The 14,457-nt window shown below is 61.7% G+C and carries 14 protein-coding genes; 5 read left to right on the top strand and 9 right to left on the bottom strand.

Annotated features, from left to right (window positions below; translation table 11 throughout):
* Positions 1-39: 39 nt before the first annotated feature.
* Complete coding sequence (locus DRW39_RS11770; RefSeq protein WP_116107238.1) at positions 40-816, bottom strand: hypothetical protein; 777 nt, start codon at positions 814-816, stop codon at positions 40-42.
* A gap of 127 nt (positions 817-943) precedes the next feature.
* Here DRW39_RS11770 and DRW39_RS11775 point away from each other — a divergent pair, with 127 nt between their 5' ends.
* Genes DRW39_RS11775 through DRW39_RS11785 form a run of 3 tightly spaced genes read left to right on the top strand, consistent with a single transcriptional unit; the run spans position 944 to position 3,672 of the window.
* On the top strand, positions 944-1,951 hold the full coding sequence (locus DRW39_RS11775) for a helix-turn-helix domain-containing protein (protein WP_116107239.1): 1,008 nt from the start codon (positions 944-946) through the stop codon (positions 1,949-1,951).
* Positions 1,952-2,008: 57 nt separating this feature from the next.
* Positions 2,009-2,695, top strand: coding sequence for a hypothetical protein (locus tag DRW39_RS11780; RefSeq protein WP_116107240.1), 687 nt, complete (start codon positions 2,009-2,011; stop codon positions 2,693-2,695).
* A complete protein-coding gene (locus DRW39_RS11785; protein WP_116107241.1) occupies positions 2,692-3,672 on the top strand; it encodes an alpha/beta fold hydrolase in 981 nt (326 codons plus the stop codon). Before DRW39_RS11780 ends, DRW39_RS11785 begins: the two co-directional genes overlap by 4 nt.
* On the opposite strand, the gene DRW39_RS11790 is transcribed toward DRW39_RS11785, so the two are convergent.
* From DRW39_RS11790 to DRW39_RS11800, 3 genes are all read right to left on the bottom strand, one after another.
* Complete coding sequence (locus DRW39_RS11790) at positions 3,651-4,283, bottom strand: DUF6624 domain-containing protein (RefSeq protein ID WP_116107242.1); 633 nt, start codon at positions 4,281-4,283, stop codon at positions 3,651-3,653. The two genes, DRW39_RS11785 and DRW39_RS11790, sit on opposite strands and share 22 nt — an antisense overlap.
* A 95-nt stretch (positions 4,284-4,378) precedes the next feature.
* On the bottom strand, positions 4,379-4,984 hold the full coding sequence (locus DRW39_RS11795; RefSeq protein WP_116107243.1) for a YdeI/OmpD-associated family protein: 606 nt from the start codon (positions 4,982-4,984) through the stop codon (positions 4,379-4,381).
* Positions 4,985-5,043: 59 nt separating this feature from the next.
* Positions 5,044-5,658 carry a hypothetical protein gene (locus tag DRW39_RS11800; protein ID WP_116107244.1) on the bottom strand — a complete coding sequence of 205 codons (615 nt, stop codon included), beginning with the start codon at positions 5,656-5,658 and terminating at the stop codon, positions 5,044-5,046.
* 236 nt (positions 5,659-5,894) lie between these two features.
* Between DRW39_RS11800 and DRW39_RS11805 the strand changes: the two genes are divergently transcribed.
* Positions 5,895-6,749: a S1/P1 nuclease gene (locus tag DRW39_RS11805; RefSeq protein ID WP_157976068.1), complete on the top strand. Its 855-nt coding sequence runs from the start codon at positions 5,895-5,897 to the stop codon at positions 6,747-6,749.
* A gap of 64 nt (positions 6,750-6,813) precedes the next feature.
* On the opposite strand, the gene DRW39_RS11810 is transcribed toward DRW39_RS11805, so the two are convergent.
* The 5 genes from DRW39_RS11810 to DRW39_RS11830 form a co-directional block, all read right to left on the bottom strand.
* Positions 6,814-7,716: a helix-turn-helix domain-containing protein gene (locus tag DRW39_RS11810; protein ID WP_116107246.1), complete on the bottom strand. Its 903-nt coding sequence runs from the start codon at positions 7,714-7,716 to the stop codon at positions 6,814-6,816.
* Between the two features lie 5 nt (positions 7,717-7,721).
* A complete protein-coding gene (locus tag DRW39_RS11815) occupies positions 7,722-8,612 on the bottom strand; it encodes an NAD(P)H-binding protein (protein WP_116107247.1) in 891 nt (296 codons plus the stop codon).
* A gap of 341 nt (positions 8,613-8,953) precedes the next feature.
* The gene (locus DRW39_RS11820; protein ID WP_116107248.1) at positions 8,954-9,526 is read right to left on the bottom strand and encodes a histidine phosphatase family protein; all 573 of its coding nucleotides are present in this window, start codon (positions 9,524-9,526) and stop codon (positions 8,954-8,956) included.
* Positions 9,527-9,657: 131 nt separating this feature from the next.
* Positions 9,658-10,317 (bottom strand): hypothetical protein, encoded by a 660-nt coding sequence (locus DRW39_RS11825; protein WP_116107249.1) that lies wholly within the window; start codon positions 10,315-10,317, stop codon positions 9,658-9,660.
* Between the two features lie 87 nt (positions 10,318-10,404).
* The gene (locus DRW39_RS11830) at positions 10,405-10,836 is read right to left on the bottom strand and encodes a DinB family protein (protein WP_157976069.1); all 432 of its coding nucleotides are present in this window, start codon (positions 10,834-10,836) and stop codon (positions 10,405-10,407) included.
* Between the two features lie 205 nt (positions 10,837-11,041).
* On the opposite strand from DRW39_RS11830, the gene DRW39_RS11835 reads away from it, so the two are divergent.
* Positions 11,042-14,404 carry a PQQ-dependent sugar dehydrogenase gene (locus DRW39_RS11835; protein WP_198664861.1) on the top strand — a complete coding sequence of 1,121 codons (3,363 nt, stop codon included), beginning with the start codon at positions 11,042-11,044 and terminating at the stop codon, positions 14,402-14,404.
* Positions 14,405-14,457 lie beyond the last annotated feature (53 nt).

Below are 14,457 nucleotides of genomic sequence, written 5' to 3' on the forward strand. Positions count from 1 at the left end.
GTGAATGCACGGCATGCCCGATCGGAGCCTCGCAGAAAGCTATTTGCTATCCTCCGACATCCCCTCCAGTCGCCAGCCACCCGCTTCGAGCAGATAGGCCAGGGTCTGAAGCCCGGGATTATCATCGCCGATCGAGCGAGTGGCATCGGCCAGCGAAAAAAGCAGATCCGATACATCCTCCCCGTCGATTTCGGGCGCGCTTAGGGCTTGCTTCAGTGATTCCAGATCGGAAACGATCTCGTCCGCTCCGTCCATACCGCGCAGCTCGGCCAGCCAGCCATCGATGTTTTCCGTGGCCGCGCTGACGGGCAACGTGGTGATATCGGCGGCTTTGCCTTTCGCGGCTTGGAGGGTTTTGTCCAGCAAGCTTTCCCCCTGAAAGGCCGTGCTGGTGAGCTTCTCCCCACCGGCCTGCAGCGCGGAGACCAGCGTGGATATACCGGGGGTGGATCCGGCCACCTGCCGGGTATCTTCCGCCAGCGAGACGAGGATCATGCCGGCTAGTTGACCATTTACGGGCGACTCGCCCAGGGCTTCGCTCAGGCTTTCCAGGTTACCGGTCACCTTATCGGCTCCGTCCACGTCCTCGAGCTGCTCCATCCAGGTGTCGATGTTGGACTGTGCCGCGTCGATCGGCAGGGCGGTGAGGTCCCCGCCGTTGGATTCGACGGCGGCGTTGGTTGCCTGTAGCGTTCCGGCCGGGTCATCGGCTTCCATGCTTTCCTCGGTCGTGTCGGTGGTGGATTCGGTTGTGGTATCCGAACTGTCGCAGGCAACCGCTAGGGTAGCCAGCAGGAAGAGGTATAGGTAGCGCATCGTGTGTTGTTTTTCTACACTTGGAATAGCAAGGGTGAGATTAGGTTCATCTGTGCCCGTCAGCGGTAATTATAGCGGGACCATCCGCGTTACTCCCCCGAATGGCGCCCCCGCCTAACTTTGCCGCATGACTTCCCTGATCGTACAGAGCATCCTGATTTTTCTCCTGGTTGGCCTGGCCCTGTTGCTGGCGGTTTTGCCGCACAACCGCTTCCGCCAGAATCTTCCGCTCAGTATCGCCCTCCTCCTGATGGCCCTGCATACGCTGACGGACCTGACCGTCGACCGGCCGCTACTGGGCTCGCTACGGTGGCACCTGGCATCCGCCCCCCTCATCTTTCTGTACGGTCCGCTGCTGTACCTGTACTGCCGGCGCCACCTGCGGGTACAGGTGGGCTTGTCAAGAGCACACCTCGCTCCCCTGGTCGCGGCCATCATAGCTTACCTGGTCTTCGGCTTCTCCCACTTACCCTACTTCGGCTGTTTTCTGCTGCAGTACGCCTATTACGCCCGGGCGGTGCACCGACTGACCGGCGAGAAGCACTTGTCGGCGACCGGACGGGGTTGGCTCCGATTCATTACCTACAGTTTCGGCGGGGTCTGGCTGGCGGCCGTGGGGGCCACGCTGCTTTCCAACGTCGGACTGGAATTCGCGGCCACCCGGATAGAGCAACTGGCCTTTAGCCTCGGGGTGGCCTTCTTCGCTGGGGTGGTCTACTTCGTCGTGGCCCGGCCCGGCCTGTTCATGAACGTACAGGTCGCCATACCGAACCGAACGCGGAGTGCCCATGAGCTCGACCCCGCGAGCATCGCCCGCATGGAGCAGCTCGACCGGCTGCTGGACGAAAGCGACGGGCTACTGGAAACCGCCCTCGACCGCGAGACACTAGCCGCGCGACTGGGCACCGACCCCCAACAACTCTCCGCCGAAGTAAATACCTACTTCAGCGTGAGCCTGCCCGAACTCATCAACCAACGGCGAGTGGCCGCGGCGGAGACCTTACTCCAAACCACGGACCGCACCGTCAAGGAAATCTACTACGCCGTGGGATTCAACTCCCGGTCGGTTTTTAATACCAACTTCAAGCGCGTCACCGGCTATACCCCCTCCGCCTACCGAAATCGGCATAAATAGTGTTCGGATTTCGAAGGTCGAACGGCCCGATCGGGTATACGGCCCACTTTTGGGGCCATGATAAACAGCCATAACACTCCCCTACCGCTTCGCCCGGCCTGGTGGATCATCCTCCTGATTTGCTGCTGGCCGGTCGTCTCCCGCGCCCAGGTGATCCCCGGCCCCGCCGACGAAAAACACCAAATCGGACTGGGCTTCGGATTTGATCACGCGCTGCCCGCCGTACACCTTCAGTATAGTCGTCAGCTACCCGGGCGATCCCTCGCCGTGAGCATGCGGCTCTCGCAGGCCATGTCCCTGCTCGGCTCGGGAAATTTCGGGCTCCGGCTCGGACTGGATAAGTGGTGGCAACCCTCCGATCGGTTCGCCATCGCGGGTGGCGCCGCCCTCCGGTATACCCGGGCCGATAACCTGACGGGCACCTACCAGGGCCTGGGCTATACCCTCCACCTTAGTCCGCTGCTGCGGGCCGGTGCGTACACCGTCGGGCCCCGCTTCGCCTTTACTTCCTACCCGGCCACCCGCATCGTGCACTCCGACTATTCGCAAGAATACCTCTACGCGGATGCCCGGGACGGTTGGTACGGTACGACCAGCAATCTGCTGCGCTTCGGCGCCGTGCTGTCCCGAACCATAGGCCGCCAGGAAATCACCCTGACCGGCGGCTTCCAGACTTCCGGCCAATTCGACCGGCTGCTTCCCCCCCTTTATTTCAATTTCCTGTTCAACCTCCGTTTGCCGTGAAGTACCTGACCCTGATATTCTGTACCTTCCTGATCCTTTCCACGGGCTGCAGCAAGCTCGATCCCGCCCAACCGGGCAACCTAGTACCGGCTACGGTGATGGAAGACCCCACGATCCCCTCCGTACGGCTTTCCTCCACCACCCTGCACGTTCGACGACTGGGTGATCCCGAGAAACCGAAGCTCTTCGTGTTGGAGGGCGGTCCGGGCGACGACTTCCGCTACCTGCTCGATCTCGACACCGAAATAAACGGCCGCAGGCTATCCGATGACTACGAGCTGATCTTCCACGACTACCGCGGTTGCGGACTGTCACAGCGCCACCCCCTGGACGAGCTGACGATGGCGCATTCCCTCACCGACCTGGAGGAACTGGTGGATCGCTTCGCCCCCGACGAGCCCATCTCCTTCATCGGTCACTCTCACGGTGCCGTCGTGGCCACCCAGTACCTCAACGAGCACCCCGAGCGGGTGGGGCGCATCGTACTGATCGAACCCGGCGCGCTTTCGGTGAAGATCAACGAAAACCTGCCCGCCGCCAACGACGTCAACCTCTTCGGCCCCGACCTTAACCGCATCCTTTGGGCCAAGCAAATGATCGGCCTCGACAATCATGCCTCGGCGGACTACTTCTTCGGCCTGGCCCGCATCAACTCCGACAGTGAGAACCGCGGCGAAAGCTGTCCCTCGCTCAACTACCGCGGTGGGGCGGCGGCCGCCCTCGCCATTGCCATCGACGAAGTGAACGACGGCGACTACGACTTCACCACCAAGCTCGACCGCTACCCCGGCAAAGTCCTGTTCATCAGCAGCGACGAGAGCGACCTGGGCTACGACTTCCAGCAAGCCAACCAGGTAGACCTGTTTCCCAATTCCGAGCACCGGAAGGTGGAAGGCACCGGCCACAACGGCCTGATCAACTGCCGGACCGGGGAGACCGTCGGACTGATCCGGGCTTACCTGGAGGAAGTGGACTGAGGCGGATGGATGGGCCGGATCCAGCCCACCCGACGCTTCCATCCCTCCATGGCTTGCCTAATCGCCGTGGGATCGGTGGGTGGACGCCGCCCTTCCTCCGCGGCCTGGCTTCGCATCTCCCGGGTTTGTTCTTCCAGCGAGTTCAGCCCCAGCCCTTTTCTCCGTTCGTTTACGCTGGCCAGGTCATCGCAGGGTTCCGGGCTGAGTTCGCCGTTCGCATCCCAGTCGAATAGCAGACCGTAGCGCTGGGGCCGGTTTTCGAGTACGGCAATCCGGTCCTTGAGGTAGGCCAGGTGCTGAGGGTACTCCTTTCCTTCCGCGACGGCCTCCTCCATCAAGCGGGCACATCGACGCATAAGGTCCGGCTTGCCAATGGCATGCTGCAAAACCAACCAGGCCGTGGAATTCCCCGGCCAGCCGACCTTATCCGCCGTGGGATAGCCGATCTCGTCGATGATGACACCCAGTACGGTGGCGTTATGGTCATGCACGGCAGCCATCTCTTCAGGGTACCAGTTCTGTGGATCGAGTTCCTTCGAAGTTCGGGCGTGCAGCGCTATATCGGCGTCCCGGAGAGCGATCAGGGTCCGGGCGTGGTCGGGATACGTCATATGCTTTCTTGCTTATTGGCTAGCATTCTACCTGCGCTCCGCCGCAAAAAGAACCGCCTTCGTTTGGCAGGGTCTCCCACATCGCTCCGGGGCAGTCACGCAACATCTTTAGGTCCTGCGTCCCGCCCTTTGGCATGATGGGCCTTGACGTTGCGGGATGCCTTTTCCACTGTAATCCGGATGCGTTTCTCCCGGGTCGGGGCCGTCTTCGCGCTCTTGATCCAGTACAGGATGAGTCGTTTGCCGGAGTCGGGGAAGCGGTCGTAATAGTAGGCCGCCTTATCGGTAGCGGCCAGGGCTGCTTCCAGGTCGGGCGGCATGACGAGTTGCTCCACGTCATCGAGCCAGGTCCAGCAGCCATTGGATTGTGCCACCTCTACCAGTGCCTCGCCGGCGGGGGTCATGCGTCCTTCCGCGCGGAGGCGCTCGATCTTCGCTTTATTGATGCCCGACCAGGTGCTTTTGGGGTTGCGCGGACTGATCCGGATGATCGTCCGCTCCGCGTCCAGCTTCCGGGTCTGGCTATCCACCCAGCCGTAGCACAGCAGCTCGTCGACCAGCTCGCTCCAGGAGACGTGGCGGTGGCCGGCGACCTTCCGGTAACGGATCAGCCATACGGAGGAAGAGGTGGCGTGATTGGCCGCCAGCCACCGGCGGAGGTCTTCGGTGGATTCTATTTCCAGGTGGTCGTCGTCGGTCATGGGCGGCGGAGCTATCGGAGGTGGAAAATAGGCCATATCCGGCAATCCGGCCGGCTGACCTAATCCAGTACGCTTAAGACCACCGGCCAGAACAGATACAGGAACGGGAATAGCAGTAAGCCCATCCAGCGGTAATCCTCCCGGGCCGGGTCGGCTAGCCTGACGGACGGCTGCTTTGCACTCGTTGAGAAGGTTTTCCCGGCCGCGTCACCCGCGAGGAAATGATGGCTGACCTGGTCCGGGTATCGGTCGCACAGCACGGTGTTACGGATTTCGGTCAACCCGCCGCCGCCGTACACCAGGCGGTAGCTCGCGTACTGCCCATCGCCGGCCACCTGTTCCATTCGTTGCAGCGGGAGGGCCTTACCGTCGGGCCCGTATAGCAGCAGGTGCTCCCGGAGGCTGCGTTCCACCTGTTGGGACCAACTATCAGCACCCCTAGCCGGAAGGTAGGTGGGATTGTAGCCGACCAGCGCCGCGTCCGTCGTGCGTGGGATTTCGGCCAGCACTTCCACGGTATTGTTTTGCTCGGTCAGGGTATAGTAGGCGTCGTGCTGGTCGCCGGCCCGCAATAGCGAAGCGAGGCATACGGTGCTGATCAGCAGCAGAAACCGCAGCGGGCCAGGGAGAGCGGAGAAAAAAGGTATTCGAGGGAGAGTAAAGGTTTGGGGCATAGGCGATCGCATTAGGCAAGGATTCAACCTTTTTGCAGGCAAAAACCCTTCGAAGAGGCGGTTGAATCACTTCTGTAAACGAAGTCGCTTAGGTCTGAAGTCTATTGTTATCGTTTAGCGCTCCCCTATTGCGCCGGAGCGCAGGTAAAATGAATTTCGGGAACGATCGGTGCATAACCAACATCCGAGACCCCGGCCAGCTAACGACAAGGTGCGGTATCCTACCTTTGTGCCCCATGATACGCGTCCTCCTGCTCCTTCTCTGCTGTTACCTGCCCCAATTCCTCTCCGCCTGGGGAGCGAACGGCCACCGCATCGTGGCCCACATCGCCTACGAAAATCTCAACGACGCGGCCCGCGAGCGGGTCGACGCGGCCCTCGGCGATAACTACCTCTCCCAGGTGAGCACCTGGCCCGATTACATCCGCGCCGAATCCGGTTGGGACTTCGCCAGCCCCTGGCACTACATGACCGTGCAGCCCAACAAGACGGTAGCCGAGGTGGCCGAGGAAACCGCCCGGGACCCCGGTATCTACGACGTCCAGGAAGCGATCGCCTTCATGACCGACGTCCTGGCCGGCCAGGAAGAAACCCGCCAGCGGCTGACCGATCTATTACAGGTTAACAAGGTCGAACCCCTTGCGGGCTCCCTGGACGCCACCGCCCTGGCCTTCCTCATCCACTTCATCGCTGACGTCCATATGCCCCTTCACGTCGGTAAGAACCGGGATTTGGGTGGCAACAGGATCACCGTGCTGTTCTTCGGCGACCGTTACAACCTGCACTCCGTCTGGGACACCCAGATCATCGAGGCCGAACGGCTGAGCTTCACCGAGTTCGCCGCCTACGTGAGCATGCACACCCGGTCACGGAAGGCCGAATGGGCTGACGATGCCCCGCAGACCTGGATGGAAGAGTCCGTCATCCTGCGCGAGCGCATCTACAATACCCTCTACGACCGCACCGACCGGGAGACGGGCCTGCCCGACCTGGGTTACGACTACACCCACGACTTCCTGCCTATCGTGGAGGAGCGCCTGGGGGCGGCGGGCTACCGGGCGGCGGCGGTGCTGAACCGGGTACTGGGGTAAACCGGCCGGGAAAGTAAGTATGAAGCGCATCGGCTTTCTTTTCCCGCGCTCCGGCGCAAAAAAATCAGGAATAGGCCGCGCGAAAGGCCGTGGGCGACTGCCCCGTCTTGGCCCGGAACAGCTTGCTGAACGACTGCGGGTGCTGGAAGCCCAGGCCGTAAGCGATCTCGCTGACGGGCTGCCGGGTCGTGGACAGCGTGGCCTTGGCCCGGGCGATCAACCGCTCGTGGATGTGGTCCTGCGTACTGCGCCCGGTGAGGCTTTGCAGGGCGCCACTGAGGTAGTTGGGGGTCACGTTAAGGGCCCGGGCAACGTCCTGTACCGCCGGCACCCCGCTTTTGATCAGCACTTCGTCTTGGAAGGCGGCATCGAGCACCTGCTCCAGCCGCTCCAGGATTTCGTGGCTCGATCGCTTGCGCGTCAGGAACTGCCGGCGGTAGAAGCGCTCGGCGTAACTCAGTAGGACACCGAGGTGGTTCACCACGATGTCCTGGCTGAATTCGTCAAGGTTGCTGGCCGCTTCCTGCCGGATGTTTTGCAGGACGGTAACGATGACCTCCTCTTCCCGGGCCCCCAGGTGTAAGGCTTCGTTGATGGCGTAGTCAAAGTATTCGTAGCGTTTGATGCGCTGCGCCAGGTCGGTGCCCCACAGTAAATCGGGATGCACCATCAGGTACCACCCACCGTGGGGGCCCGCCTTTTTGACCCCTACCTGGTAGACCTGACCTGGGGCCATGCAGAAGAGCACGCCCCGGTCGAAGTCGATGAGCTGGCGCCCGTAGCGGACGGCCGCCCCCACGTGTTGCTTGAGGCCGATGGCGTAAAAGTCGTTGACGAGCAACTCTTCGGAGGTATTGACGGTCATCTCCTCGAAGCGGACCACGCTCACGAGCGGATGATCGGGGGGCGGCAGGCCTCGCAGGTCGTGGTAGGCACTGATGGTCGGTATCCGTAGGGTGTCAGCCATGGCGATTACTTTTTCCCGGCGTAGGCGGCCGCGAAGGTGGGAGCGTAGTCCTCCAGTTTAACCCGTCCGGACCGCTCCGGTTTGTGGCGCAGGAAGTCTTCGGCCAGGCGACCGTTGCGCAGGCTCCGGTTCAGGTCGGTGAGGTCGTCGGCCATCTTGGCGTGCATGCCGTGGTCGAGCATGGCCTGGCGTACCGCGTCGTCGGGGATCACCTGCCACGCCAGGTCGGGCTTGCCGATGGCCCGGCCGAGCACGGCAGCGATCTCGTGGCCCGTGCGCTCGTCACTGTACACGTAGCGGATCCGCCGCTGCTCCCCGGGCCGCTCGATCTCCTCCACCACGGCGTCCGCGATGTCGCTCGGCGCTACCATATAGAGCCGGTCATCGCCGCCGTAGTTCGTCAGGATCTTTCCCGTGGCGCGGATGGTACCCAGCAGGTTGAGCAGGTTGTAGTAGAAATAGGTGGGGCGCACGATGGTAAACTGCACCCCGTCGAGGGCATTGAGCTCCTCCTCCACGTAGTGGCTGCCGAGGATGACGCCCGTGCCGGCGTCGAGTTGTGCCCCGAAGGAACTGAGGTGGATGACCCGCGGTACGCCCGCGCGGCGGATAGCCGCGGCGTACTGCTCGCCGACCTTGCGGTAATACGCGTTGTTGTCCGGCACGCTGTAGTCCGGTGGGACGATGCAGTAGACCAGGTCGGCACCTTCGAAGGTGCGTGCCAGGAAGTCCGCGTCCTGCACGTCGCCGATGGCGGGGGTGGCCCCGAGGGCGGTGATGGCTTCCGCCCGGTCGGGGGAGCTGCTGATGACGGTCAGTTCGTGGCCGCGGGAGGCCAGCCGTTCGGTGAGGGGTTGTCCGATGTGGCCGAGGGAGCCGGTTAATACGATTTGCATGTTGGTAAGTTTGTTTGGTCTATCCAACAGGGGCGGGGTAGTCCGCGATGTAGCCGAATCTCGGGGCTTTGTAGCCGATTCTCGGGAAATTGAATTTGGGCGGCGGGGCGCAGGAAAACGGCCCGCGAAAGCCGGGGGAAATAGCTACCGCCGTGAGGGATCCGGTCGGCAGACCAGCCTCCGCTGCGCTGCGGCTGGGCGGACGACCTTTGGCTTTGGGACCGGTCGAGGCACGCTACGCAGGTGGTTTTGAAAGAGGCGACAAGGCCGGACAGGTACCCCGCCGAAGACAGCTGCGCGGCGCATTTATACCAGACTCCCCGGACCACCCCCGGAAGAGATCACTTGATGTGTTTCACACAGTTGTACAGCTCGCAGCTCCAGTCGCCTTGCCGGTAAGTGAGCGCCGTAACGGAGGTATTCCGAAGCCGCTCCTGGCAAGCTGCGGGGGGAAGCAGATGCAGCAAAGTCTGTCTTAAAATGGCCCCGTGACTTACGATCAACACATTCGCATCAGGGTGCCGGTCGACGATCTCGGTTACAAAGGATAATCCGCGACTTACAATGGATTCCTTCGTTTCGATGCCTAAAGAATGGGTTCTCCAATCATCCCCCCATCTCGACACCCTTTCCTCGAGGGTAGTACCTTCTATTTGGCCGCAACCCATTTCCCGTAACCGCTGATCCAATACCAGGCTGAGGCCGATGGCTCTGGCGATGATCTCGGCGGTTTCCCGGGCACGGGATAAGTCGCTTGAGTAGATATAATCCCACGCTTCGTCGCGCAGGCGTTCGGCCAGTGCTCGGACCTGGCTTCTCCCCGTTTCGTTTAGGGGAATATCGGTCTGTCCCTGGATTCGCTGCGCTGCATTCCAGTCGGTGATTCCGTGACGTATGAACCCGATTTTCGTCATGCGCTTATTCCCGTTTGCGTTTCCTGGCTGCCGCCACGTAAAATATAGGCGAAAACGGCCGATTGCTCCCGGAACTTACCCGTCCGGTCGGCAGACCAGCCTACGTTTCACTGCGGCTGGGCGGACGACCGTTACGTTCCGGTGCCGACCCAGATGTCCCCGACCGGAATGCAGTACACGCGGCATGGATGCCCGTTCACATCCGTACCCGGCTCCGTGCGGTGAGGCCGTTGCAACAATCGGCCGATGTAGGCGCGGTCTTCCTCGTAGTGTTTCCGGCTGGCGTACATAGCTGGATCGCCGGGGTCATTATTCGTTAGGTAGGTTTCTTCGAGACAGTGTCGCCAGGAGAGGCGATCCAGCTGGACATCCAGGCTTCCGTAGCCGGGTAACGGCTTTGTTTGCCCCTCCGGTGGCGCCGCAAATACCTTTTCGTAGTGCTCGATGCGATCGCCGAGCGCACATACTACCTGAGACTCGGAAAAGTGCGGTTCATACAGCCACATTTTGAGGTAGTACGGGGCCGGGTAGCCCTCCAGGTCCCGGGACCAGGACGTATAGATGGACAGCAGACCGCGGAGTATCCGGAGTTTGGTCTTGCCGTGGGGCTCTTTGATACCGTATTCGGTCTTGGCCCACGAACTCCAACCCCAGGGCGTGACGCGGAGCCTGGCGACCTGATGGTGACTATGCTCGAGGCCAGGGAGATCCAGCCTTTGGTTTTCGGCTACCCAGCGGTCGATCGTGCGCCAGTGGCGACGGTGGCCTCGGATTTTTCTGGCTTGGGGCATGGTCACGCTAACTTTTATGGTTTCTCGGGGGGGATATGCTTTTCCTAAACGGGTCTGGCCGGCAGAATAGCCTCCGCTGCGGCCGGGCTACCGAACGTAATAGATATAGTCCGTCACGATCGGGTTTAGTCCGACGGAGCGAAAATCGGCAATGAGCTGCCCGCGGTGGTGGGTGGTGTGATTGGCGACGTGGAAGAGGATGTCGCCGACGGTATTGGTGAAGCGGTCGCCCCGGGTATTGACGTAGGCGATCGGCTTCCCGGGGTCACATCGTTCGAGGATCGACAGCGTATCCCGGTAATTATCTTCGTTGATGGCGGTGCAGTCGTCGTAGGTATGGATATCGTTGAGCCCGAAGGGCGGGCGGTCCAGGATGCGGGCGTTCCAGATCTGGTGGGCGTTCAGGATGTGGCAGAATAGGGGATAGCTGCGGGGCGGCAGCTCGTGACCGTGGGTATCGAGTTCGTACAGGAGGCGTTCGTTCGTGGCCCGGTGGTAAGCGAAAATGCGGTCGAACACGGCGTGCTGATTTTTTTTACAAATTACGCCCGGTCGCCGGTGTTTGCCTACCGCGGGAAATAAGCCCGGAATGCCGCGGCATGGCATTTACCGGACAGGGCAAAAGGATTATTTGTTAAAATATTGGTTTTCAGAACCTAATATGCTTTTGCAGGTTGAGGCTATTGAATTATTGTGTGCTAAACCCCGGTTCCTAACCACCCTCATGCCTCCTTACCTCAACGGGGGCGTGGATCTTTTCACCGGAACCCTTTCTTCCATGCGCACGAATCTCTACCTGTTCTACCGTTGCTTTCTTTCCCTTGCCCTCCTGTCCCCCCAACTTACGATGGCGCAGGCGGACATCTCCTACGAGAACGCCTTTCCTAACCTGACCTTCGATCTTCCCGTCGAAATTCAGCACGCGGGTGACGGCACCGACCGCCTCTTCGTACTGGAACAACCGGGACGGATCAAAGTCTTCGCCAATGATCGCGGCGCTACCGCTTCGGAAACCTTCCTCGACCTGACGGGCATCGTCAGCTTTTCCTCCGGCCAGGAGATCGGTTTGCTCGGCCTGGCCTTTCATCCGCAATTCAGCAGCAACCGCTATTTCTACGTCTACCACACGCGGCAGAGCTCGGTGTCCGGGGTGAACGTCGAACTGGTCCTGGCCCGCTACCGGGTGAGCGCCACCAATCCCAATCGGGCGGACCCCAACTCCAGATTGGAAATCTTCAGTTTCGATAAGAACCAGCGCGAATCCAACCACAACGGCGGCAAGATCGCCTTCGGACCGGACGGCTACCTGTATGCCTCCCTCGGCGACGGTGGCGGCGGCGGCGACCCGCAGGGAAACGCCCAGAACCTGAACACCATCTTCGGCAGCATCCTGCGCATCGACGTGGACCTGGACGGCAGCAACCCCGTGGAAACCAACCCGGACGCCCCGAACGGCCGCTACGAGATCCCCTCCGACAACCCCCGTGTCGGTCGCAGCGGACTCGACGAACTGTACGCCTGGGGCATCCGCAACACCTGGAAGTTCTCCTTCGACGGAGCAACTGGACGGCTATGGGGCGGCGACGTCGGCCAGGGCGTGCTGGAAGAAATCAACCTGCTGCAGCGGGGCGGCAACTACGGCTGGAACCGCTTCGAGGGCACCGGCACGTACCGCAGCGCGACCAGCCTCGTCACTACGCCGGATACCAAGCCGGTCTACACCTACAACCACGATAATGGCGATCGGTCCATCACCCTCGGCTACGTGTACCGGGGGCGGCTGACCAACCCGGCCATCAGGGATAAGCTCCTCTTTGCCGACTACGTTTCCGGCCGGGTCTGGGCCATGGACTACGACGAAACGGCGGGCACCGGCTCCGCCCAACTGCTCTTTCGCACCAACGGCGAGCCCGTTTCCAGTTTCGGACTAGACGAGGCCGGGGAGATCTACTTCAGCGAGTACGATCGCAGCGGCAGCATCTTTCGCATCGTCGACGAGAACGACACCACACCCACCACGACCGCCGTTGACGGCCTCGGTAGCTGGCAGGCACTCGGTAGTGGCATCTCCGGAGTGGTGGACGCGATCGCCACCGACGGCGACCGCGTCTACGCCGCCGGCAATTTCACCACGGCCGGTGGGCGGACCGCCAATAACCTCGCGGTGTACACCCCCGGAGACGGTTGGCGAGCACTCGCTTCGGGGTCCAACGGCCGCATCAGTGCCCTGACCGTAGGCGCCGACGGGCGGCTGTACGCCGGGGGAAGCTTCACCACCATCGGTGGGGTGAGCGCCCGTAATATTGCTGTATGGGACGGAACTGCCTGGCAGGCCCTCGGCTCCGGCACGAACGGAGCCGTATTGGCGCTGGCCTCGAACGGATCGGACGTCTACGCCGGCGGAACCTTCGTTACCGCCGGGGGCCGGACCGTGAATAACATTGCCAGGTGGAACGGCAGCTGGACCGCCCTTACCGATTCCGGGACGGGAGTAGCCGGTACGAACAACGAGGTTCGGTCGATCGCCTTCGACGAGACCGGCACACTGTACATCGGCGGCAATTTCGGCAGCGCCGGCAACCGTACCGCCAACCGCATCGCCACATTCAACGGTAGCCGCTGGGGGACGCTCGGCAGCGGCACGAGCGGCTTCGTACAGGCGATCGTGATCACCGACGATAATATCTATGCCGGCGGCAATTTCGCCATCGCGGGCGGCCGGACCGTAAACCGCGTGGCCCGCTGGGACCGCTCCGCCCGCAGCTGGCAAGCGCTCGGTCAGGGCGTCAGCGGCAACGTCAACAGCCTGTACCACGATGGCACCTACCTCTACGTAGGCGGCAGTTTCGAAACGGCTACGACCGGTGACAATCAGTCGTATATCGTCAACAACGTCACCCGCTGGAGTGACGCCCTACAGTGGCAGGCCCTGGGCACCGGAAAATCGGTCGGCACGAACAACCTGGTCAATACGCTGGTCCCGGTGGAAGACGGCCTCTACGCGGGCGGTAATTTTACCACCGCCGGTGCCACTACCGCCGGGCGCGTAGCTCGCTGGACGCGGCCCGACTGCAGCCTCATTCCCTACGTCAATATCAATCGCAGCGGCTGGACGCAGGCCAACACGGTGCTCATCGAAGCAGGGGATGAGGTTTGGTTCGGTCCGCAGAGCGTGGACTTCGGCATCACCAGTAGCCCGTGGAGCTATACCGGCCCCAATAACTTTACCTCCACCGGCAGATCCCTGCGGTTAACCGACGTCGGGTTGGATCGCGCCGGGGACTACACGGTCACCAACACCGACCCGGACGGCTGCACGGCCAGCCTTACTTACACCATTGAGATCGACGATCCTACGGTACCGATTGTGAATGGCACCGTCTACGAAATGGAGCCCCAGCACGACACCCGGCTTCGACTGGATGTCCGGGAGGGCTCCACGGAGAACAGTACCCTGGTCGATGGTTACCGCAGACACGGCAGTGCCAACCAGCAGTGGAAATTTATCAGCCTCGGCAACAATGTATACGAGATCGAGCCACAGAACGCGATCGGTAAGCGGCTGGACGTTGCCGGAGGTAGTCGGGCGACCAATACGGAAATTCACATCTACGAACGTCACAGCTCCAACAACCAGCGGTGGCAGGCATTACCGGTCGGTGACGGAACCTACCGTTTCGCGCCCCTGAACGCACCGGACAACCGGCTGGATATCGAGAACGTCGGTGGCGTACCGCGGGCGCTGAGCCGTACCCTAGACCGGGGGAACAGCCAGCGGTGGCGACTAATTCCAGTCGGTACCGCCGCAGTCAGTCGACGGTCACCCGCCGCCATTACCAGCCCCTTATCCCTGAAAGATGAATTCGTACTCTACCCCAACCCGGTTTCCTCCCAACTGACGGTCGAGAGTCGGCGGGACTACCGCTTGGAGCTCTATGACGTTTCGGGCCGACGTGTCCTGGATGCCCGCTACGCGGAGGGAGTTACCCAGGTGGAAATGGGTCGCTTTCCGGCCGGCACGTACGTAGTGAAGCTGATACCGGTGGATGGACAGGAGGCTACTACGGTGCAAATCGTCAAGGAATAAGCTGTTCACCTGCGCTCCGCCGCGAAAACTACCCGGTCGTTACGGTCACTAGG

It is taken from the genome of Lewinella sp. IMCC34191 (genome assembly GCF_003390935.1).
Lineage (GTDB): Bacteria > Bacteroidota > Bacteroidia > Chitinophagales > Saprospiraceae > Neolewinella.